The 20,640-nt window shown below is 41.5% G+C and carries 20 protein-coding genes, 10 tRNA genes and 1 rRNA gene; 29 read left to right on the forward strand and 2 right to left on the reverse strand.

The window, feature by feature from the left end:
• The 12 genes from rrf (at nt 1) to rocF (ending at nt 2,182) form a co-directional block, all read left to right on the forward strand.
• A 5S ribosomal RNA gene (rrf, locus tag LC090_RS20295) occupies nt 1-116 on the forward strand.
• Nucleotides 117-126: 10 nt separating this feature from the next.
• Nucleotides 127-201 (forward strand) — tRNA-Asn (locus tag LC090_RS20300).
• A 4-nt stretch (nt 202-205) separates the two neighbouring features.
• Nucleotides 206-281 (forward strand) — tRNA-Thr (locus LC090_RS20305).
• 6 nt (nt 282-287) lie between these two features.
• Nucleotides 288-362, forward strand: a tRNA-Glu gene (locus LC090_RS20310).
• A 19-nt stretch (nt 363-381) separates the two neighbouring features.
• Nucleotides 382-457 (forward strand) — tRNA-Val (locus LC090_RS20315).
• A gap of 77 nt (nt 458-534) precedes the next feature.
• Nucleotides 535-610, forward strand: a tRNA-Thr gene (locus LC090_RS20320).
• 15 nt (nt 611-625) lie between these two features.
• Nucleotides 626-710: transfer RNA gene (locus LC090_RS20325), tRNA-Tyr, on the forward strand.
• 4 nt (nt 711-714) lie between these two features.
• Nucleotides 715-790: transfer RNA gene (locus LC090_RS20330), tRNA-Lys, on the forward strand.
• Between the two features lie 3 nt (nt 791-793).
• Nucleotides 794-868, forward strand: a tRNA-Gly gene (locus LC090_RS20335).
• 10 nt (nt 869-878) lie between these two features.
• A tRNA-Gly gene (locus LC090_RS20340) sits at nt 879-952 on the forward strand.
• Between the two features lie 3 nt (nt 953-955).
• Nucleotides 956-1,031, forward strand: a tRNA-Ala gene (locus LC090_RS20345).
• Nucleotides 1,032-1,279: 248 nt separating this feature from the next.
• Nucleotides 1,280-2,182, forward strand: coding sequence for an arginase (gene rocF / locus LC090_RS20350; protein WP_226659975.1), 903 nt, complete (start codon nt 1,280-1,282; stop codon nt 2,180-2,182).
• Nucleotides 2,183-2,204: 22 nt separating this feature from the next.
• Here the strand turns inward: rocF and LC090_RS20355 are convergent, their stop codons facing one another.
• Nucleotides 2,205-2,414 carry an aspartyl-phosphate phosphatase Spo0E family protein gene (locus LC090_RS20355; RefSeq protein ID WP_226659976.1) on the reverse strand — a complete coding sequence of 70 codons (210 nt, stop codon included), beginning with the start codon at nt 2,412-2,414 and terminating at the stop codon, nt 2,205-2,207.
• Nucleotides 2,415-2,634: 220 nt separating this feature from the next.
• On the opposite strand from LC090_RS20355, the gene sigW reads away from it, so the two are divergent.
• From sigW to LC090_RS20420, 13 genes are all read left to right on the forward strand, one after another.
• Nucleotides 2,635-3,198, forward strand: a complete 564-nt coding sequence (gene sigW, locus LC090_RS20360; protein WP_226659977.1) for an RNA polymerase sigma factor SigW — start codon at nt 2,635-2,637, stop codon at nt 3,196-3,198.
• Between the two features lie 16 nt (nt 3,199-3,214).
• Nucleotides 3,215-3,844, forward strand: a complete 630-nt coding sequence (locus LC090_RS20365; protein ID WP_226659978.1) for an anti-sigma factor family protein — start codon at nt 3,215-3,217, stop codon at nt 3,842-3,844.
• A 207-nt stretch (nt 3,845-4,051) separates the two neighbouring features.
• On the forward strand, nt 4,052-4,870 hold the full coding sequence (cdaA, locus tag LC090_RS20370; protein ID WP_224591517.1) for a diadenylate cyclase CdaA: 819 nt from the start codon (nt 4,052-4,054) through the stop codon (nt 4,868-4,870).
• Nucleotides 4,870-6,108 (forward strand): CdaR family protein, encoded by a 1,239-nt coding sequence (locus LC090_RS20375; RefSeq protein ID WP_226659979.1) that lies wholly within the window; start codon nt 4,870-4,872, stop codon nt 6,106-6,108. The genes cdaA and LC090_RS20375 overlap by 1 nt, the downstream gene beginning before the upstream one ends.
• A 36-nt stretch (nt 6,109-6,144) precedes the next feature.
• The gene (gene glmM, locus LC090_RS20380) at nt 6,145-7,488 is read left to right on the forward strand and encodes a phosphoglucosamine mutase (RefSeq protein WP_226659980.1); all 1,344 of its coding nucleotides are present in this window, start codon (nt 6,145-6,147) and stop codon (nt 7,486-7,488) included.
• Between the two features lie 481 nt (nt 7,489-7,969).
• On the forward strand, nt 7,970-9,775 hold the full coding sequence (glmS, locus tag LC090_RS20385) for a glutamine--fructose-6-phosphate transaminase (isomerizing) (protein WP_226659981.1): 1,806 nt from the start codon (nt 7,970-7,972) through the stop codon (nt 9,773-9,775).
• A 185-nt stretch (nt 9,776-9,960) separates the two neighbouring features.
• The gene (locus tag LC090_RS20390) at nt 9,961-10,236 is read left to right on the forward strand and encodes a hypothetical protein (protein ID WP_226659982.1); all 276 of its coding nucleotides are present in this window, start codon (nt 9,961-9,963) and stop codon (nt 10,234-10,236) included.
• Nucleotides 10,233-11,138 (forward strand): FAD:protein FMN transferase, encoded by a 906-nt coding sequence (locus tag LC090_RS20395; RefSeq protein WP_226659983.1) that lies wholly within the window; start codon nt 10,233-10,235, stop codon nt 11,136-11,138. Before LC090_RS20390 ends, LC090_RS20395 begins: the two co-directional genes overlap by 4 nt.
• Nucleotides 11,129-11,677 carry a ferric reductase-like transmembrane domain-containing protein gene (locus LC090_RS20400; RefSeq protein ID WP_226659984.1) on the forward strand — a complete coding sequence of 183 codons (549 nt, stop codon included), beginning with the start codon at nt 11,129-11,131 and terminating at the stop codon, nt 11,675-11,677. Before LC090_RS20395 ends, LC090_RS20400 begins: the two co-directional genes overlap by 10 nt.
• A 6-nt stretch (nt 11,678-11,683) precedes the next feature.
• Nucleotides 11,684-12,352 carry a response regulator transcription factor gene (locus LC090_RS20405; protein WP_226659985.1) on the forward strand — a complete coding sequence of 223 codons (669 nt, stop codon included), beginning with the start codon at nt 11,684-11,686 and terminating at the stop codon, nt 12,350-12,352.
• Nucleotides 12,349-13,578: a sensor histidine kinase gene (locus tag LC090_RS20410; RefSeq protein ID WP_226659986.1), complete on the forward strand. Its 1,230-nt coding sequence runs from the start codon at nt 12,349-12,351 to the stop codon at nt 13,576-13,578. Before LC090_RS20405 ends, LC090_RS20410 begins: the two co-directional genes overlap by 4 nt.
• A gap of 81 nt (nt 13,579-13,659) precedes the next feature.
• Complete coding sequence (locus LC090_RS20415) at nt 13,660-14,289, forward strand: LysE family transporter (protein WP_226659987.1); 630 nt, start codon at nt 13,660-13,662, stop codon at nt 14,287-14,289.
• Nucleotides 14,290-14,397: 108 nt separating this feature from the next.
• A complete protein-coding gene (locus LC090_RS20420) occupies nt 14,398-15,111 on the forward strand; it encodes a YqcI/YcgG family protein (protein WP_226660040.1) in 714 nt (237 codons plus the stop codon).
• Here LC090_RS20420 and LC090_RS20425 read toward each other — a convergent pair.
• Entirely contained in the window at nt 15,108-16,418 is a 1,311-nt protein-coding gene (locus LC090_RS20425) for an amino acid permease (protein WP_226659988.1), read from the reverse strand. The genes LC090_RS20420 and LC090_RS20425 overlap by 4 nt on opposite strands.
• A 136-nt stretch (nt 16,419-16,554) precedes the next feature.
• On the opposite strand from LC090_RS20425, the gene LC090_RS20430 reads away from it, so the two are divergent.
• From LC090_RS20430 to copZ, 4 genes are all read left to right on the forward strand, one after another.
• On the forward strand, nt 16,555-17,496 hold the full coding sequence (locus LC090_RS20430) for an arginine deiminase family protein (RefSeq protein ID WP_226659989.1): 942 nt from the start codon (nt 16,555-16,557) through the stop codon (nt 17,494-17,496).
• A gap of 123 nt (nt 17,497-17,619) precedes the next feature.
• Nucleotides 17,620-17,937, forward strand: a complete 318-nt coding sequence (locus LC090_RS20435; protein WP_226659990.1) for a metal-sensing transcriptional repressor — start codon at nt 17,620-17,622, stop codon at nt 17,935-17,937.
• A gap of 13 nt (nt 17,938-17,950) precedes the next feature.
• Entirely contained in the window at nt 17,951-20,356 is a 2,406-nt protein-coding gene (locus LC090_RS20440) for a heavy metal translocating P-type ATPase (RefSeq protein WP_226659991.1), read from the forward strand.
• Nucleotides 20,357-20,377: 21 nt separating this feature from the next.
• Entirely contained in the window at nt 20,378-20,584 is a 207-nt protein-coding gene (gene copZ / locus LC090_RS20445; RefSeq protein WP_226659992.1) for a copper chaperone CopZ, read from the forward strand.
• Nucleotides 20,585-20,640 lie beyond the last annotated feature (56 nt).

Below are 20,640 nucleotides of genomic sequence, written 5' to 3' on the forward strand. Positions count from 1 at the left end.
CTGGTAATGATGGCGAAGAGGTCACACCCGTTCCCATGCCGAACACGGAAGTTAAGCTCTTCAGCGCCGATGGTAGTTGGGGGATCTCCCCCTGCAAGAGTAGGACGTTGCCAGGCTGACCAATATTCCACAGTAGCTCAGTGGTAGAGCAATCGGCTGTTAACCGATCGGTCGTAGGTTCGAATCCTACCTGTGGAGCCATTATGCTTCCATAGCTCAGCAGGTAGAGCACTTCCATGGTAAGGAAGGGGTCATCGGTTCGAATCCGGTTGGAAGCTCCAGGACATGGCCCGTTGGTCAAGCGGTTAAGACACCGCCCTTTCACGGCGGTAACACGGGTTCGAATCCCGTACGGGTCACCAATATAACTTTTTACTCTGTGGAGGATTAGCTCAGCTGGGAGAGCATCTGCCTTACAAGCAGAGGGTCGGCGGTTCGAGCCCGTCATCCTCCACCATTTTTTTAATAATCAACTTACCTTCAGGAGTACTCGGTAGAGTGCACTGTTTTTTATTTGTAAGTTAGATTGATTTTGCCGGCCTAGCTCAATTGGTAGAGCAACTGACTTGTAATCAGTAGGTTGGGGGTTCAAGTCCTCTGGCCGGCACCATTTTTTCTCACTTGTGGAGGGGTAGCGAAGTGGCTAAACGCGGCGGACTGTAAATCCGCTCCCTCAGGGTTCGGCGGTTCGAATCCGTCCCCCTCCACCAGTAAGAGCCATTAGCTCAGTTGGTAGAGCATCTGACTTTTAATCAGAGGGTCGAAGGTTCGAGTCCTTCATGGCTCACCATATGCGGAAGTAGTTCAGTGGTAGAACATCACCTTGCCAAGGTGGGGGTCGCGGGTTCGAATCCCGTCTTCCGCTCCAAACTTCATATGCGGGTGTAGTTTAGTGGTAAAACCTCAGCCTTCCAAGCTGATGTCGTGGGTTCGATCCCCATCACCCGCTCCAAATGGGGCCTTAGCTCAGCTGGGAGAGCGCCTGCCTTGCACGCAGGAGGTCAGCGGTTCGATCCCGCTAGGCTCCACCAATTTCCTTAAACCATGTTTAGGGGTTTTTTTATGTTTAAAATTAACTTCGATCCACACCTCTACTTTTCAAGTTACTCTTTTGCCTCATTTCTCTTCAGACCGTTTCCTATTTTCATTTATATTTATCCGTAAAACCTTTCAATTTACGTAATTGTATGAATATTTATTCGTGTTTTATGTCTGGTTGAGTCATTTAACGAGATCTGGGTAAAATAGAGCTAGACTAGGATACGAGGAGGACTACATAATGAATCATGAACTTTCAATTATCGGTGTACCAATGGATCTTGGCCAAATGAGACGCGGGGTGGATATGGGCCCGAGCGCCATTCGTTATGCAGGAATTGTAGAACGTTTAACAAAGTTGAGTTATGATATTGAAGATCTTGGAGACATTGAAATCGGGAGACCAGAAAAACGACCAGAGGATCAGGATCATCAGTTAAAGAACTTAAAGGAAGTGGCTGATGCCAGTGAGAAGCTTTCTAACGTGGTTCATGACGTTGTGAATCGAAAGCGTTTTCCGCTCGTTTTTGGAGGAGATCATAGTATTGCGATTGGCACGCTTGCGGGAGTAGCTCGTAATTACGATAATTTAGGTGTGATCTGGTATGACGCACATGGTGATTTAAATAATTCTGAAACGTCACCATCTGGAAATATACATGGAATGCCGCTTGCCGTAAGTTTGGGTATTGGTGATGAGTCTTTAACTGGAATTTCAGGATACACTCCTAAGATTAAGCCGGAGAACATTGTGATTATTGGCGCCCGTTCACTTGATGAAGGAGAGCGAGAACTGATTAAAGAAAAGGGCATTAAAGTTTATACGATGCATGAAATAGATCGAATGGGTATGACGAAAGTAATGGAAGAAGCGATTGAGTATGTTTCTAAGGGAACGGATGGTGTACATTTAAGCCTGGATCTTGATGGACTTGATCCTCACGATGCACCTGGAGTAGGGACACCGGTTCTTGGAGGGATTAGCTATCGCGAAAGTCATCTTGCAATGGAAATGCTCGCAGAAGCAGATATCTTAACATCCGCTGAATTTGTGGAAGTTAACCCGATTTTAGATGAAAAAAATAAGACGGCTACGGTGGCTGTTGCATTAATGGGATCTTTGTTTGGAGAAAAATTAAAATAAATAAAAACAGCGGCTTTCTTCATTAGAAAGCTGCTGTTTTTTTATTTCGTCGCTGATCGTATTCGTTTAAAAGATAATCAAGATAAGTGCTGATTTCTATAATTTCTGAAGAGCTAAGCGGCTTGTTTCGTGCTAATAAGTTCATTTTATTGCGCGAAGCTTCAATTTCTTTCAGTAAATGTTCTTTTTCCGATCCGATTTGAAAGCTAATTTTTCGATTCAACCTTTCCATGAGCCGAACCACCCTTTCAATAATTTATACCCTTAATACCCAAACCACATAAAAGATAAACCACTTTTACTAGAAAATTATGTATTTCCATTCTAAAGAGCATTTCAAACGTGATAGAATAAGAAAAGATCACGTAAATTTTTTTTAAAAAATAATGAAACTTTTTTTTTCCTGATACGTAACTATAATAGCCGCAGGAATCAGCGGAGGTTGAGAAAACATGGACGCGATAGTAAAGCGAATCGTACTAAAAGTAAGAAAAGGGGATCATAATGCGTTTGGAGAGTTGGTAGAGCTCTATAAAGATCGAGTCTTTGCTCTCGCTTACCGAATGCTTGGAAACAGACAGGAGGCTGAGGATGTGGCTCAGGAGGCGTTTATACGGGCCTATACGAACATTGATCGTTATCAGATTGATCGTAAATTCTCGACCTGGTTATATCGGATCGCCACAAACTTGTCTATTGATCGAATGCGTAAAAAGAAGCCTGATTATTATCTTGATGCCGAAGTGTCTGGTACAGAGGGGTTAACGATGTATTCTCAAATTTCTACAGATGAACCATTACCTGAAGAAGAAGTGGTGTCTTTAGAAGCACAGGAAGGCATTCACCAGGCAATTTTAAGCTTGCCAGCAAAATATAGAAGTGCTATAACGTTAAAGTATATCCAAGAATTATCGCTCAAGGAGATTAGTGAAATTCTCGATTTACCAGTTGGTACAGTCAAAACCCGTATTCATCGGGGAAGAGAAGCGCTTAGAAAGAAGCTTCGAGAGCAGTGAGAAAGGGGGAGAAGCTATGAAATGCCCTGCTGAAATAATTGTCCTCATGCATGAAGTGCTTGATGAAGAAGCTACGAATGAACAACGTCGTGAGCTATTTGATCATTTGCAAACTTGCCATGATTGCAAAGAACATTATGACGAATTAAAGAAAACGGAATCGTTTCTCCTCAGCTCGCCTTCTTTGAAGGCACCCGATGGTTTTACATCAAAGGTAATGGAGCAACTACCACAAGAGAAGCGCACTGTGTGGATGAAAAGATGGATGAAGTCACATCCGTTGGTAACAGCGGCTATCTTATTCCTTGTGTTAATGGCGGGTTCCGTTTATTCATCCTGGACAAGTGAGGATCAATTGTCCGCTCTGTCTGGGAATTTAAGATTTGACCAGGAAACCAATACAGTTATTGTTCCTGAAGGTGAAGTGATTGAGGGCGATTTAACGGTTAAGAATCGCAATCTTGAAATAGAAGGTCAAGTTAAAGGAGATGTTCTTGTCATTAACGGAGAACAGTATATGGCATCCGCTGGACAGGTGACAGGAGAGATTGAAGAAGTCGATCATATTCTAGACTGGACATGGTACCAAATCAAAAATCTTTTACAAGATGTAGGGAATCTTTTTTCAAGTGAAGATAATAAGTAAATCGTCTGATAGGCGATTTACTTTTTTTATGGTGAAATTTGTTTCATTTTCTTAAGTAGTCACCCTACGCTGATAGAATCAGTTAGTGACTGGATTTTTTTGAAGTTGTCAAAAATATGATATAATTAAAAAGTTATAAATGTATATTAGCAATGCATTTGAAGTGAACTTCAGGCTAAATACAATACGTTTGGAGGAAGAGCCGTGCTGCCTGTTGGAAATGTAAACGTACTTGATTACATAACTGAGATTATTGATATTTTACTCGTTACGTATGTGATATATAAAATTATAATGCTTATTCGCGGCACAAAGGCTGTTCAGCTTCTTAAGGGAATAACGGTTATTATTGCAGCCTGGTTTTTAAGTAGCTTTTTCGAGTTAAATACCCTGCATTGGATTTTGGAGCGGGTGGTACTTTATGGACTGCTTGCTATTATTATTATCTTCCAACCAGAACTTCGAAGAGCCCTTGAACAGTTAGGACGTGGTCGATTGTTTGCTCGTTCGGCAGTGGAAGAAGAAGAGACGAATAAAATGGTTGAAGCAATCATTAAGTCGTCATCCTATATGGCCAAACGAAGAATTGGAGCTTTGCTTTCCATAGAGCGTGAAACAGGATTGAATGATTATGTGGAGACAGGAATTCCCATGAATGCTAAACTGACTTCGGAGCTTTTAATTAACATTTTTATTCCTAATACGCCACTTCATGACGGAGCAGTGATTTTAAAGAAAGATGAAATTCTTGCTGCCGCGTGCTATTTACCTTTGTCAGAGAGCCCTTTTATTTCGAAGGAGCTTGGTACTAGGCATAGAGCTGCCCTTGGTATAAGTGAAGTGACAGATAGTCTAACGCTTGTTGTTTCTGAAGAGACAGGTAGTATCTCACTGACAAAGAACGGGGAACTTCATCGAAATTTATCTGAAGAGGCTTTACGCGACTTACTTAATGCTGAATTAAACCCGTCAGTATCAAAAACCGAGACTTCCAACCGTTTTAGTAATTGGAGGGGGAAAAAGTAATGGACAAATTGTTGACGAGTAATTGGTTTGTCAAAATCATCTCTTTTCTTCTCGCTCTCATGCTTTATACGATCGTTGCGATGCCTGACGCATCAACGTCAAACACGAGTGGTGTTTTACAGCCGCAAACTGAATCAGAACGGATTCCGAATATGGAACTTGAAGTTCTCTATGATGAGGAGAACGTTGTCGTATCGGATTTGCCGGAAACGGTAGATGTCCTTGTTGAAGGACGGACAGATGGCTTAATGTTATCGAAGCTGACAAATAAAGAAATTTATGTAGATTTACGAAACCTCACTCCAGGGCAACATCTTGTAACAGTAAAGCATAGAGATTTTCCAGAAAACGTAGATGTGACGATTGATCCTGTTCGGGTGTCTGTAACCATTGAAGAGAAAAAATCAAACACGTTTCAGGCTGGCATTAATTTATTAAAAGCAGAAGAGCTGCCTGAGGGGTATGCGACAGAAGAGCCAATTGTCTCTCCAAAAACTGTTACGGTCACTGGTGCAAGCTCAAAGCTTGAACAGGTTGCCTTTGTTAGGGGATATGTAAATGTTAGCGATGCAAAAGAAGAAGTGAATGAAAGAATAACACTAAATGTGTACGATGCGAATATGGAAGAAATACAGGGGTTATCAATTGATCCGGCCGTCGTTGATGTGAAAGTACCAGTGACAGCCCCTTACAAGAAAGTGCCAATTAAGCTTGATCAAAAAGGCAAGCTTCCTGAAGGCACGAGCATTTCATCGATCGAGATTGAACCTAAGGAAGTCTCTGTCTTTGGTCCAGAAGAGGAACTTGAAAAGCTAGAGTTCCTTGACGGTATACCTCTTGATGTATCAGAGATCACGAAGGATACAACCATTGAACTCGATGTTCCGGTTCCTGATGGAATGAAAAAAGTGGATCCTGAGAAAGTAAAAGCAAAAATTACAGTCGGTAAAGAGGACGAAAAAGCATTTGAAGATGTACCGATTAAAGTGACCGGAATATCTGAAGGCTTAACAGCAAATATATCAGAACCGAAACAAGGTTCAACAAATCTGACGCTTTATGGTGTATCCACTGTCCTTGATAACGTTCAAAATGGAGACTTTCAGGCTTATATTGATGCAAGTGGCCTGTCTGAAGGAGATCACGAACTCGAATTACAGTGGAACGGGCCATCTTATGTACGCTGGTCTGTTTCAGATACAAAGGTTAAGCTGAAAATAGAGAATAGTTCGTCCTAACAGGGACTGCGTGATAATAAAGGAGAGAGTAAATCAATGGGTAAATATTTTGGTACTGACGGTGTGAGAGGGATAGCGAATACAGAGCTTACCCCAGAACTTGCATTTAAACTAGGCCGTTTAGGTGGTTATGTTTTAACAAAAGATGCAGAAAAACCAAAGATTTTAATTGGACGCGATACACGTATTTCTGGATACATGCTTGAAGGAGCGCTAGTTGCTGGTCTTCTTTCAATAGGGGCAGAAGTCATGCGTCTTGGTGTCATTTCAACCCCTGGCGTGGCTCATTTAACGAAAGCTCTTAGCGCACAAGCAGGAGTAATGATTTCCGCTTCTCATAACCCGGTTGGCGATAACGGTATCAAATTTTTTGGACCGGATGGATTTAAATTATTGGATGCACAAGAAGCAGAAATCGAGGCTCTGATTGATAGTGATGACGATCAAGTTCCTCGTCCCACTGGTGCTGACTTAGGTATTGTCAGTGATTACTTCGAAGGTTGTCAGAAATACCTGCAATACTTAAAACAAACAGTAGATGAAGACTTCTCAGGTCTTCATATTGCGCTTGATTGTGCCCACGGTGCTACATCATCTCTTGCTGCTCACTTGTTCGCTGATCTTGAAGCTGACATTTCTACGATCGGTACGAACCCAACGGGCACCAATATTAATGACGGTGTGGGATCGACGCATCCAGAGACACTGGCTGAATTTGTGAAAGAAAAGAATGCTAACGTAGGCTTTGCATTTGATGGAGACGGGGATCGTCTTATCGCTGTTGATGAAAATGGAGACATTGTTGATGGCGACCAGATTATGTTTATCTGTGCTAAATTTATGAAAGATCAAAAGCGTTTGCGTCATGATACGGTTGTTTCCACTGTCATGAGTAATCTTGGATTCCATAAAGGGATGGAAGAGTCAGGTGTTACTTCGCTGCAAACGAAAGTAGGCGATCGTTATGTAATGGAAGAAATGCGTAAAGAGGGCTACAACCTTGGGGGAGAGCAGTCTGGACACATTATTTTCCTTGATCACATTACAACAGGTGACGGCATGCTCTCAGCGCTTCAGCTTGCTAACATTATGCAAGTAACCAACAAACCGCTTTCGGAGCTTGCTGGCGAAATGAAAAAATATCCTCAATCTCTTGTGAATGTAAAGGTGACGGATAAAAACAAAGTGGATTCAAATGAGCGCATTCAAGAAACCATTCAGCAGGTAGAAAGTGATATGAACGGCGAAGGTCGCATTCTAGTTCGTCCATCTGGAACAGAGCCGCTTGTACGAGTAATGGCGGAAGCACCTACGAAAGAGCTTTGTGATGAGTACGTTAATCGCGTTGTATCCATGGTGAAAGAAGAACTTGGCGCGTAATCGACAAAAATAAAGATTTTGTACGAAAGGTATGCATGTGCAGCACAAAATAGCTGTATGTGCATACTTTTTTATATAGAGAATTTTTTTCTATTAAGATGAGGCAAAATAGAGCTATCTAGGATAAGAGCGACTTATTCTAAGAAAAAAAGAATTGACCATCTTTTTACAATTGATATAATATAGAAGTGTGTTTGGTTTTTATTCTAGAAGGGAAAGAGAGGGAAGTTGGGTTACTTTGAAAAAAAGCGCCTGGACTGTTTTTCGAACGGAAGAAAACAGTTGACGAGGAAGAGGTTTATCGATTATCGGCGGATACCTCTCGATTGCTTCACCACAATCGAATGGTTTTGTGAAAAACAGAGAGGTGACTTTCTGAACAAAAGCAAAACTATGGTGACAAAATAGCAATTAATCGGAAAAGAAGGGGCAGGTCTGCCCCGATGTACACCTGCTCCTTCAATTGAAGGAGGACTTTTACATGTGCGGTATTGTTGGATATATTGGAAATCAAGACGCTAAAGAAATTCTATTACGAGGTCTGGAGAAGCTTGAATACCGAGGGTACGACTCTGCGGGTATTGCGCTTCTTAATGACGGGGGTCTTCACCTCTTTAAAGAAAAAGGTCGCATTGCCGATCTAAGAAAAAGGGTGGATACTAGTGTGGAAGCAACAGCGGGTATCGGACATACACGTTGGGCAACACACGGTGAACCAAGTCAGGTAAATGCTCACCCACATCAGAGCACAACTGAACGTTTCACTCTTGTTCATAACGGAGTAATTGAAAACTATCAACGAATCAAACGTGACTTCTTATCCGAAGTTGATTTTGTAAGTGCAACAGACACAGAGGTTGTTGTTCAACTGATCGCGAGTCTTGTTGAAGACAATAACATGTCTGTTGAAGATGCTTTTCATCAAACATTGAATGAACTTCACGGTTCTTATGCACTTGCACTTATTGACAATCACAATCCAGAAACGCTATACGTAGCGAAGAATAAGAGTCCGCTCCTAGTTGGTATCGGCGATGATTTCAACGTAGTAGCAAGTGACTCAATGGCTATGCTTCAAGTAACAAGTAAATTCATCGAGCTAATGGATGAAGAAGTAGTAATCGTGAAGCGTGACTCAGTTACAATAAAAGATATGAATGGAAACGTAATGGAGCGTGAGCCATTCACGGCTGAAATTGACGCTAGTGATATCGAAAAGGGAACATACCCTCACTATATGCTGAAAGAAATTGACGAGCAGCCGCTTGCCATTCGTAACATTATTACGAAGTACAAAGATGACAATGATAATATCAAATTAGATGAAGACATCCGTGAGGCGATGAAAGAAACGGATCGTATCTACATTATTGCGTGTGGCACAAGCTACAACGCAGGTCTTGTTGGTAAACAACTGATTGAGAACATTGCAGAGGTGCCGGTTGAAGTGCACATCGCTAGTGAGTTCTTATACAATATGCCGCTTGTTTCAGAGAAACCACTCTTTATCTTTATTTCACAAAGTGGTGAAACGGCAGATAGCCGCGGCGTCCTTGTGAACGTGAAGAAGAAAGGGTTTAAGTCTCTTACAATTACGAACGTTCCTGGATCCACCCTTTCTCGTGAAGCGGATTATACGCTGCATACCCACGCAGGACCTGAGATTGCGGTTGCTTCTACGAAAGCCTACACTGCACAAATGGCAGTGTTAACACTGCTTGCAGTTGATACAGCGCAGGCGAAAGGCATGAAGCTTGATTTCAATCCAATTCAAGAACTTGGTATCGTTGCTACAGCAATGGAATCCATGATTGACCAAAAAGAAATGATTGAAACAGTTGCTCGTAACTTCCTATCCGTTACGCGTAATGCGTTCTTTATTGGCCGCGGCGTTGACTACTATGTATGCCTTGAAGGTGCCCTTAAGCTTAAAGAGATTTCTTATATTCAAGCTGAAGGATTTGCTGGTGGTGAGTTGAAACACGGTACGATTGCTCTAATTGAAAAAGGCACGCCTGTTATTGCTCTTGCTACGCAGAAGCACGTGAATGGAAGTATCCGTTCCAACGTACAGGAAGTCGTTTCCCGTGGGGCGTCTCCATGCATTATCTCTCTTGCAGGACTTGAAGAGGAAGGTGACACCATTGTGCTTGATGAAGTACATGAGCACCTTACACCACTTGCTTCTGTTGTGCCGCTTCAGCTGCTTGCCTACTATGCAGCGCTGCACAGAGAATGTGATGTAGATAAGCCAAGAAACCTTGCTAAATCAGTAACTGTTGAGTAGATAATTTCGATCGATATAATAAATTAACAATAGCGTGCAAGCTTTGATCATCAAAGCTTGCACGCTATTTGTTTTAGTCAGTCATTTTAGTCATAAAGCTTGAGCCGTCAGTCATGAAATGAATTTCAGCTAAATTTCATTTCGAGCTGTTATAGTTTCCAAAAGACTTAGTGGAGGGATAAAGAATGAAAAGACAGACAAGCGTGAAGTGGTTTTCGGGTGTAACCGCTGCTGTAACGGCAGCTTCATTCATTGGTTTTGTACAAACGCATTCCCCTGAGGTGAACGCTCATTCTAATGAAACAGAGGTTAGTTATACAGAAGAAGGCGATCGTTATCAAAGTGGAAGAAGTGAAGGTCGAGGTCTTGAATTTGATGCGAATAGTGGGAGTGGAGACCAGTTTGAAGAGCAACCAAGTCAAGGTTTCGAACCTTCTGAACGAAGGACGACGCATTCATGAGTAAGAAGGTAACATTTCCTTGTATGGGCACTAACTTCTGTGTTGAAGCTAGTAATGCATTAGTATTAGAGAGTTGGCTTCATAGGGTAGAAAGGAACTATTCGCGCTTTAGAACAGAAAGTGAGTTATCTCAGTTGAATCAATTGGAGATCTCTCTGGAATGGGTTCCGATTTCTAAAGAGTTATACGACATTCTACAATTATCTGAAGGGTATCGGCTTAGTACGGATTCTTTTTTTAATCCATATCTCGGTCAGCAATTAGTTGCTCTAGGATATGATCAATCCTTTTCTGATTTGAGCAAGAGTGGGTTCGAACAAAAGAGAATCTTTACACCTTCGGAAGAATCACCTCTCCTGTTTCATTCCGAGAAAGCAATGATCAAAAAGCTGAAGGATGTTTCTGTTGATCTTGGTGGTTTTGTTAAAGGATGGAGCGTAGATGAAGTCTATTGTATTGCAAAGGGGAACGAGCGGTTTATCGATGGAGGAGGAGATCTACGTTTTTCATTTGAAAAACCTCGTGTCATCGGAGTGATCAATCCTTTTCATTTTGACACAGATGTTGTGCAATTGAAAATGAGCACTGGGGCTATGGCTACATCCAGCGTTGTCCACCGTCGCTGGCAAACGACAGATGGCGAGGTACATCATTTATTAAACGGCCGTACTGGAAAAAACGAAGTTTCTGACGTTGTACAAGTAACTGTGCTGGCAGCCACCGTTCGAGAAGCGGAAGTGTATGCGAAGGTGCTTTGTATGATGGATGCAGAATCGGCGGAAAGCTGGATAATGGATAAAAAATTAACGATCGCAGCCATACTGATTACTAAAGACCGTAGAATTGTTATAACAAAAAATATCAGAGATTATTGTGAAGGGGTGGAAGCGGCATGGTCTTGACAACGTGGGAGTGGACGAGAGCTTCTGGCCTTACGTCATTTGTTTTGTTGTTTTTCTCTATATTTGCTGGACTTTTGCATAGCTCGCCTACTTTAAAAAGGGAGTGGAAAAGTAGGTTATATTTCTTTCATCAAACTACAGGTTGGCTTGGGTTTTTAGTTATCGTATTTCATGCTGTGATCTTACTATATGATCAGTATGTTAGCTACGAGTGGTATGCAGTATTGGTGCCGTTTATGTCTAGTGACCACCGGATCCTAAATGGAATTGGTACGCTCGCTTTTTATGGAGTCTTTCTCATTTTACTTTCATCGGATATGATGAAGAAAGTAGGGAGGTCACTGTGGAAAAAGATTCATTTATTTTCATTACCAGCTTATCTTCTTGCTCTTATTCACGGGGCCTTTATTGGCACTGACAATACATCTTCACTGGTGCTTCTGATTTATGTTGGTACGTCAGTTCTTATCATAGCTATATTCCTTTTTAAAAGAATGCGTATGGGTTTCAAGAAGGGGAAGGTGGCTCAGGAAGGATGATTGGGAATGAAACTATTACTTGCAGAAGATGATGCGAAACTAGGTCGTCTTCTCATACATATGTTAAAGAAAGAATTTCATCAGGTGGATTGGGTCATGGATGGTCAATCTGCTCTCGATTATGCACTGTCTCAAGTTTATGATGTTGTCATCCTTGATTGGATGATGCCGAAACTGACAGGAGAGGAGATTTGTACAGCGCTTCGAAGAGAGGGGTGTGGTGTATCCATTCTCATGTTGACAGCTAGAGATAGCGTTGATGATCGGATCATTGGTCTTGATTCAGGCGCGGATGATTATGTTATAAAGCCTTTCGATTTTAATGAGTTGTTTGCCCGTATTCGAGCTCTCGCAAGGCGCTCCCCACAGATGTTCCAAGAAGATATTATTCGTGTAGGGTCTTTGGAGTTAAATCGAACAGCTCACTCCCTACACGTATTTGAAGAGCAGGTTTTACTGACCTATAAAGAATATCAGTTACTAGAATTTCTCATGGTAAACGCAGGCCGTGTACTTACAAGAGAACAACTTATCGATCGCATTTGGGGGTTTGATGCGGATGTGTCAAATAATAATCTTGATGCGCTGGTCAAGCTAACACGAAAAAAACTTAAAGATGCAAAAGCTGATAAAGCGATAAAAAGTATTCGAAATGTAGGGTATCAAGTTCAATGATGGATTTAGTAAGGACAACCAAACGAAGACTAATGTGGTTTTTTGCCGTACTCACGATGCTTTTTCTTCTGTTATTTGTTGTGGCTGCCTATTTAACTGTTTCACAGTCGGTAATGAAGGAGAAAGAAGATGAACTCATGGCGATGCTCTCTGATAAATCATTATCTCGCCTTATTCATGAAGCGGAGGAGCCGCATGAAAAACCATTTAATCATAACCTATTTGCCATCGTTGGAACTTCAGGAAATATACTGGAGAAGCAGGGAGATGGTATTGAAGCCATGATTGATGGTTGGACCCCAAACATACTCGAAACAAAAGAAGTTGATCAAGATAATCGAGAGTATTTGCTTGCGGGTAAACCTGTAAGAGGAGGTGGTTATGTCTATAGTGGGGTTGATGTCACAGAGCAAAAGAGAGTGTTAAATCGCCTTTTTATGGTTCTTCTCATTCTAACGATATTGTTTACTTTTGCCGCTACTCTGCTTTCCTTTATTATGGCTGGTAAAGCGATTAGACCGATCATTAAATCTGCTGAGAGACAGCGTGATTTTGTAAATGATGCTTCGCATGAGCTTAGAACGCCTCTAAGTATTTTATCAGCAGGGTTTGAGATCCTTGAGGAAGAAAAGGATCGACTTTCAGATTTTTCGAGGCAAACAGTGGATGATTTGTCAGGTGAAGTGCGGCGTATGAGTTCGCTTGTGAACGATTTGCTCGTCCTTGCGCGCGCTGATTCAGGAAAATTGGTATTGGAGAAGAAGGTATTAAATTTAACTAATCTCGTTTCCCGTTCCGTTCGTTCTTTTTCAAGAATAGTAGAAGTGGACGGGATATCCCTAACGACTGATTTGAAAGAAGAAGTTTATTTAAAAGGGGATGAAGATCGTCTTCAACAGCTTCTTTATTTATTGTTGGATAATGCGCATAAGTATAATGTGCAGGATGGACATGTTCATGTCTCATTAAAAGAAACAGGCTCAGAAGTGATTTTAACCGTTGAAGACGGAGGCATAGGAATTGCACAAGAGCATCAAGATAAAATATTTGAGCGCTTTTTTCGTGTCGATCTATCACGATCTCGCACTCATGGTAGCAATGGCATTGGACTTTCAATTGCTGCTTTTATCGTAGAAGCCCATAATGGAAAAGTGTTATTGGAAAGTAAGGTGGGGCAAGGCTCTTGTTTTACAGTGGTTTTGCCTGGTCTAAGTAATGAGTATTAAACGATGTCATAACAAAAATATTTAAATACTTACAAGCATGTCCGAATACAATGATACGAATACGAGGAAGGGTGGAGGCGTATGAGTATCTTTGTAAGCTACATATTGTTAGGGCTATCCCTTTCAGCTCCAATGGGACCGATTAATGCAGCCCAGCTCGACAGGGGGATACGGTTTGGGTTTATGAATGCCTGGCTCGTAGGGTTTGGAGCAATGGTAGCGGATGGGGTCTTTATGATGCTTATTTACTTTGGACTTGCTCATGTCATTGACACGCCGTTTATGAAAACATTTCTTTGGCTCTTCGGTTTTTTTGTTTTAACGTATACAGGAATTGAAAATATCACAAAGGCTAATTCAGTTGGACTTGAACAGACGGTTGGACGTAATGAAACAAACCGCAAATCATTTCGAACTGGTTTTTTTATCGCCATTTCTAATCCATTGAATATTTTATTCTGGCTTGGCATTTATGGCTCAATCCTCGCTCAAACATCTAGTATGTTTGGGACAGCCCAGCTGTTTCTTTATAGTGCAGGAATTTTCCTGGGAATTACTATTTGGGATCTCACAATGGCGAGTGCTGCAGCAGGGGCACGTGCATGGGTGAATCCACTTATATTAAAGCGAATATCGATCTTATCGGGTGTTACGTTAATTGGGTTTGGTCTTTATTTCGGTATGCAAGCCGTTAAGATGTTCGTGGGATAGACTGGCACCTCTTTTTGTCCCTCCTAATAGGATAACGCGTGTAGTGTTAAGGAGGGATGCTGTTTGGAATTATATACAAAATCGTGGATTGATGAACATGGAGAAGGAATGGAAACTTGGCAGCAGAACGTATTTGCTCAGTTTAGCGGGATGTTAGGGGATGATGAAAAACCATACCCGTGCATTCCTGGTAAGCAGGGGTTCTATCAGGATAATTTACGATTTGGATTTGTGGATGATCCAACACAGGATATGACGTGCGCTCAGTTAGCTGCTTTATTAAAACAGTACGGCAAAGTAGCGAGAGACACTGGTAAATATGCTTCACTCGTTGTTTTTTTTGATTCTAGAATGTTGGGGCACCAAAAAGCAGATGTGGATCAATATCAATCTTACTTTTGGTCGCTTTTAAACGGTGTGCATGAACTCGATGAGGAACCCTGGCCAGAAGACATCCCTACAGATCCGCACGATCCTAAATGGGAGTTCTGCTTCAATGGAGAGCCGTACTTTGCTTTTTGTGCAACACCCGCTCATCAAGTTCGAAAGAGTCGTCAGTTTCCTTGTTTTCTGATTGCTTTCCAACCAAGATGGGTTTTTGATGAGATCAATGCGGAAACAACATTTGGTCAAAAATTGAAAAAAGCGATCCGGCAGCGGTTGGTTTCTTACGATGGGATTACAGCCCACCCCGCCTTGAAGTGGTACGGTCAGAAAGATAACTATGAATGGGAACAATATTTTTTATCAGATGACGATTCTTCGCTTTCAAGATGTCCTTTTCATGTGATGAAAAACAAATGGAAGAGCATTCGCTCTTAACTGTGTTTTCTCTTCAATTTTACAAAGGTAGCTCCGGTAATGAGAAGTAGAAAGAATAAGCTAACAAAAAAACCTGCTCGGCTCATACGGTCGAATAACGTGCCTGAAATAGCTAGACTGATTAGGACAACACCGATTCCTATTTTTAAATGTTCTTTAAACGTGGTCTTGGCTAGTTTTCGATATGAAAAAAGAATGAACATCCAATTATAGAGAAGCATTAAACCAGCAGCTGTCGTCAAATACTCAAAGATATTTTCTGGTAAAAGGAGCGCAACCCCAATTGATAGCAAGACAACGAAAGTGGTGAGACTAAAAGCAGGAAGAGGAATCTTCCTGCTTTTTTTTGCGAAGAGTGCTGGTGCATCCTTTTCTTCAGCAAGCGTTACAAGCATGGTCGTTACCGCATAGAGAGAAGCGACCATTGTGGAGAAACCGGCAATAATGAGAATCGCATTAAATACATGTGGAACCCACGGGAATTCAAACTGAGTTAAAGCTGTTAAAAATGGGCTTTCATTCGGATTGATGCTTTTGAGTGGAATGAGTTTTAACACAACGAAGAAAGACATGACATAAAGAATGGTTAATACGAACAGCATGATCTTTCCAGCTTTGGGGGCGTTTTTGGGATCTTCAAGCTCATTAGCCATCAATCCCATCACTTCAATCCCACCAAACGCATAAAACGCGTAAACAAGAGCAACCCAAAGCCCCATTGAGCTACCTGAAAGAAAGTCTTTTGATGTCATTTCCATTCCGGCTTGACCTTTCTCTGGGTCAAGCCATCCGAGTAAGGAAGCGGCTCCTATCGCGAGAAACATGACGATGGCAGCAATTTTCATGACTCCAAATGCATTCTCCATCATTTCTACGAGTTGAACGCCGATGAGAATAACGATAAGGCCAAGTGAAGCGAATACAGAAGCCGTGAGCCACAAAGGGGCATTCGGAAACCAGAACTGTGCAAATAGTGCTAGAGCGGTTAATTGACTCCCCATAATAAGCATTTCAGATGACCAATAAACCCATCCGTTGCTAAAGCCAGCCCATGGTCCAAAAGCTTGCTTTGCGTATGTACGAAAAGAACCTTTTTCTGGATGTTCAGCCGTTAATTTCGCAAGTGCTTCATAGACAATCCATGTCCCAATAGCAGCTAACGAATAGGCGAATAAAACGAAATAGCCTGCTTTTTCAATCGTGATACTAGAACCAAGGAAATATCCGGTTCCAATGATACAACCTACACCGATGAACGACATTTGCCACCAGGTTATTTTCTTTTCGTGATTTGTCGATTTACTCATCCTTTTATTCCCCCCTCTGATCTTGTTTAGTTTGAGAATCACTGACATTGTTTATGTGTGTTTCGTGAATTGGGGAATCTTTTCTTTGAACAGGGAGAAAGTAAGGAGACTATGTATAATAAAGGAGTTTAGTCGAATGGACATCCATCCGAACTGTTGGAATGAGTATGGAGAATTAAAAGCGGTTATTGTTTGTTCCCCTTCACACTTAGATGTGGCAGATGAGCAAACGGCTAAAGATGTGCAGTGGGAAAAAGCAGTAAAACAACAAAAAGCACGAGAAAATCATGAAGGAATGATTGGAGTAATGGAGGATGCTGGCGTTCGTGTCATTGATTATTCCGTGCATTTATCACGAGAGGAACTTTTACTAAATGAAAAATTAATCAATCGTATTTTTGTTCGTGATCTTGCTTGTGTATTTGGAAATACGATTCTTCCGGGAGCAGCGGGAACGTCCATGAGGCGACCAGAATATTTTCAAAGTCATCACTTATTTCAACAGTGGTTTGATAGCAAGACGTTTCGTTTGGAAGCAAATAACGACCTGAAGGCGCTCGAATATGGAGATGTGATGGTACTTAATAAGGATGCTGTTTTTATTAATTCAGGAATTCGGACAAGTATTGAAAGTATCGAAGCTCTTCAAGAAAGTATTTTTAAAGCTGGATTTCAGGAAATTGGGGTAATTGATCTCCCGAGACGTCCTGATACGATGCATCTGGATATGAATTGTAATGTAGCGGGCGAGAATGTATTTATAGGTAAAAGCTATATGAGCTATCTACCAGTACAGGTTGTTACGGAAAATTCTTTTCGGTATGAGATGACGACTGATTTCTTAAAGCGTCATGGATTTGAAGTTGTGTGGACTTCTGATATTAAACATACCGTAGCAGATATTAATTTCTTAAATCTTAATCCTGAGACGCTCTTAGTCAGTACAAAAGCCAATAAAAGCATCTTTAAAAATCATTCAATTTTAAAAAAGAAAAAGCTGGTTGAAGTCGAAGTAGAGGAATTAGAGAAAGGCGGCGGAGGAATCCGGTGTATGACATTGCCTTTAGAAAGAGAGTAAAAATGAATTTTCATCTTTTAAAAGCCTACTTTTTTGTAGGCTTTTTTCGTGAAACGATTCAGTTGACACTTATACCTAAGGGGGGTATATTGTAAGTAAGTAAATATTGAGGAGATGATTCGAATGGCAGACTTGAACATTCCCTTGCAGCCGGATAAAAAACCAACTGAACCGCGAACGGAAGAAGAAAAGCAGCAACTTCAAAATCGTTTAAAACGTATTGAAGGTCAGATTCGAGGCATTCAGAAAATGGTAGGAGAAGATCGCTATTGTGTCGATATTCTCATTCAACTGTCTGCGATTCAGGCAGCATTGAAGAAGGTCGGTTATACCCTTCTTGAACGTCATACGAAAACATGTGTAGCGAATTCGATTAAAGAAGGTACAGGTGATGAGCAGATCGAGGAGTTAATGAAAGTGATTCAGCAGTTCTCCAAGTAGGGAGGTGAACAAATTGGAATCTAAGAAGCAGATCTCACTTGATGTTACAGGTATGACGTGTGCAGCTTGCTCAACAAGAATTGAAAAAGTTTTAAACAAAATGGATGGCGTCGATGCGAATGTCAATCTGGCGATGGAGAAAGCAAGCATTGTTTATGAAGAAGACAAAGTGAAGATGGAAGAGATAATAGGCAAGATCGAAAAGCTTGGTTACGGTGTACGAAAGGAAAAGGTAGAGCTTGATATTCATGGTATGACATGTGCGGCCTGCTCGACAAGAATAGAAAAAGGCTTAAACCGTACAAAAGGCGTTGAGCTTGCCTCCGTGAACTTAACAACAGAGTCTGGGGTTGTTGAGTATCAGCCAGGAGAAGTGACATTAGATGAAATTCTTCAAAAGGTGAAAAAGCTCGGTTATGAAGCGGTTGTCAAAAAAGATCGAGAAGAGCAGAAGTCTCATAAAGATGAAGAAATCAAGAAGAAAAAACGTCGTTTACTCATATCGGCACTTCTTTCGCTTCCGCTACTAATCACGATGCTTGGCCACTTACCTGGAGGATTAGCGCTACCAATTCCTCATCTTCTTATGGAACCGTGGCTTCAATTTCTTCTAGCAACACCCGTTCAGTTTATCATTGGAGCACCATTTTATTCTGGCGCCTATCGAGCTCTCGTTAATAAAAGCGCAAATATGGATGTCCTTGTTGCGCTTGGAACATCCGCAGCTTATTTTTACAGTGTGATTGAGGGAATTAGAAGTTATTTAACGGTAGACTATAACCCTTCTCTCTATTTTGAAACAAGTGCTATTCTGATTACGCTCATTTTAGTAGGAAAGTTATTTGAAGATCTTGCTAAAGGAAGAACAACGCAGGCGATTACAAAACTACTTAACCTTCAGGCGAAGGAAGCAAGTGTCATTCGTGAGGGAGAAGAAGTGAAAGTACCTGTTGATCAGGTTCAGGTAGGCGATCGAATCATTGTTCGACCTGGCGAAAAAATACCTGTAGACGGTATTGTAGAAAAGGGAAATTCATCCGTAGATGAATCGATGATTACAGGTGAATCCATTCCAATAGAGAAAGAAGTAGGAGCAAGCGTGATTGGTTCTACGATTAATGAAAATGGAACGTTAACGATGCGTGCTGAAAAGGTAGGAAAGGATACAGCACTTGCTGGAATCATTAAGATTGTTGAAGACGCGCAGGGCTCAAAAGCTCCTATCCAGCGGTTAGCTGACGTGATATCAGGAATTTTTGTTCCTATTGTTGTCGCAATTGCTTCTATTACATTTTTTATCTGGTATTTTCTTGTAGATCCATACAATTTACCTCAGGCGCTTGAAGTTGGCATTGCTGTACTAGTCATTGCTTGTCCTTGTGCCCTTGGTTTAGCTACCCCAACCTCCATAATGGTTGGGACAGGAAAGGGTGCTGAGCAAGGAATTCTTTATAAAGGTGGTGAGTTTTTAGAAGCCACTCATAAAATTGATGCCATTTTACTTGATAAAACAGGCACCATTACAAAAGGCAAACCTGAAGTAACAGATTTTGTAGTATTTGGAAGTGATGAAAAGACCGTTCTAGAAACATTGGTAGCGGCTGAAAAAGCTTCAGAGCATCCTCTGGCAAGATCAATTGTAGAGTACGGTGCAAATCGACAGGTAGAAGTAGCTGAAGCAGAACATTTTCAGGCAATTCCAGGACATGGCATTGTAGCAACTGTTCAAGATAAGCAAGTATTTGTTGGGACACGAAAGCTAATGGAACGGGAGCATATACCTTTTTCTTCGTATGAAAAGCAAATGTCTGCCTACGAGATGGATGGAAAAACGGCAATGTTTATTGCATTTGATCACAACATACAAGGAATGATCGCCGTTGCGGACACAGTGAAGGAAACATCCGCAAAAGCGATTGAAGAGATGCGTGCGCTTGGCATTGATGTGTATATGATAACGGGTGACAATCAACGTACGGCTGAAGCCATCGGTAATCAAGTAAAGGTAAATGGTGTGTTTGCTGAAGTCCTTCCTGAGGAAAAGGCTAGTAAAGTCAAAGAATTACAAGCAGAAGGAAAACGTGTGGCGATGGTAGGAGATGGCATTAACGACGCTCCTGCTCTTGCGACAGCTGACATTGGAATGGCCATTGGTACAGGAACGGATGTCGCGATTGAGACGGCAGATGTAACCCTAGTAGGTGGAGATCTTCAAAATATCACCAAGGCGATTCATTTAAGTCGGAAAACGATGCGAAATATTCGCCAGAATCTATTCTGGGCGCTATTTTATAATTCCGTTGGGATTCCAATTGCTGCGCTTGGTTTGCTGGCCCCTTGGGTTGCAGGAGCAGCGATGGCATTTAGTTCTGTATCCGTCGTCACGAACTCACTTCGTTTGAAGCGAGTGAAACTTTAAAGGATTGAAAGGAGAATAAACATGGAACAAACAACATTAAAAATCGAAGGTATGACATGTGATCACTGTAAAGCAGCCGTAACCAACTCATTAAAAGAGCTTGAAGGTGTATCAGAAGTTGAGGTAGATGTAAAAGCTGGGACAGCAAAAGTTGCGTACGACTCTTCTAGCGTTTCGATTTCTGAAATGAATGAAGCGGTTGAAGAACAGGGATATGATATTGTCTAACTAAAAAGGCCGAAGAAAGGATTTGATCCTTTCTTCGGCCTTTTTATCATACATAA

The sequence above is a fragment of the Guptibacillus hwajinpoensis genome, from assembly GCF_020524165.1.
In the GTDB taxonomy this organism is placed as follows: Bacteria; Bacillota; Bacilli; order Bacillales; family Guptibacillaceae; genus Guptibacillus; species Guptibacillus hwajinpoensis_D.

What these genes read in the sequence shown, in the direction of transcription:
- rocF (WP_226659975.1), top strand. Translation starts at nt 1,280, where the DNA reads ATGAATCATGAACTTTCAATTATCGGTGTACCAATGGATCTTGGCCAA.
- LC090_RS20390 (WP_226659982.1), top strand. Translation starts at nt 9,961, where the DNA reads ATGAAAAGACAGACAAGCGTGAAGTGGTTTTCGGGTGTAACCGCTGCT.
- LC090_RS20395 (WP_226659983.1), top strand. Translation starts at nt 10,233, where the DNA reads ATGAGTAAGAAGGTAACATTTCCTTGTATGGGCACTAACTTCTGTGTT.
- LC090_RS20420 (WP_226660040.1), top strand. Translation starts at nt 14,398, where the DNA reads ATGGAAACTTGGCAGCAGAACGTATTTGCTCAGTTTAGCGGGATGTTA.
- sigW (WP_226659977.1), top strand. Translation starts at nt 2,635, where the DNA reads ATGGACGCGATAGTAAAGCGAATCGTACTAAAAGTAAGAAAAGGGGAT.
- LC090_RS20400 (WP_226659984.1), top strand. Translation starts at nt 11,129, where the DNA reads ATGGTCTTGACAACGTGGGAGTGGACGAGAGCTTCTGGCCTTACGTCA.
- LC090_RS20425 (WP_226659988.1), bottom strand. Translation starts at nt 16,418, where the DNA reads ATGAGTAAATCGACAAATCACGAAAAGAAAATAACCTGGTGGCAAATG.
- LC090_RS20435 (WP_226659990.1), top strand. Translation starts at nt 17,620, where the DNA reads ATGGCAGACTTGAACATTCCCTTGCAGCCGGATAAAAAACCAACTGAA.
- LC090_RS20410 (WP_226659986.1), top strand. Translation starts at nt 12,349, where the DNA reads ATGATGGATTTAGTAAGGACAACCAAACGAAGACTAATGTGGTTTTTT.
- glmM (WP_226659980.1), top strand. Translation starts at nt 6,145, where the DNA reads ATGGGTAAATATTTTGGTACTGACGGTGTGAGAGGGATAGCGAATACA.
- copZ (WP_226659992.1), top strand. Translation starts at nt 20,378, where the DNA reads ATGGAACAAACAACATTAAAAATCGAAGGTATGACATGTGATCACTGT.
- LC090_RS20405 (WP_226659985.1), top strand. Translation starts at nt 11,684, where the DNA reads ATGAAACTATTACTTGCAGAAGATGATGCGAAACTAGGTCGTCTTCTC.
- LC090_RS20415 (WP_226659987.1), top strand. Translation starts at nt 13,660, where the DNA reads ATGAGTATCTTTGTAAGCTACATATTGTTAGGGCTATCCCTTTCAGCT.
- glmS (WP_226659981.1), top strand. Translation starts at nt 7,970, where the DNA reads ATGTGCGGTATTGTTGGATATATTGGAAATCAAGACGCTAAAGAAATT.
- LC090_RS20375 (WP_226659979.1), top strand. Translation starts at nt 4,870, where the DNA reads ATGGACAAATTGTTGACGAGTAATTGGTTTGTCAAAATCATCTCTTTT.
- LC090_RS20365 (WP_226659978.1), top strand. Translation starts at nt 3,215, where the DNA reads ATGAAATGCCCTGCTGAAATAATTGTCCTCATGCATGAAGTGCTTGAT.
- LC090_RS20355 (WP_226659976.1), bottom strand. Translation starts at nt 2,414, where the DNA reads ATGGAAAGGTTGAATCGAAAAATTAGCTTTCAAATCGGATCGGAAAAA.
- LC090_RS20430 (WP_226659989.1), top strand. Translation starts at nt 16,555, where the DNA reads ATGGACATCCATCCGAACTGTTGGAATGAGTATGGAGAATTAAAAGCG.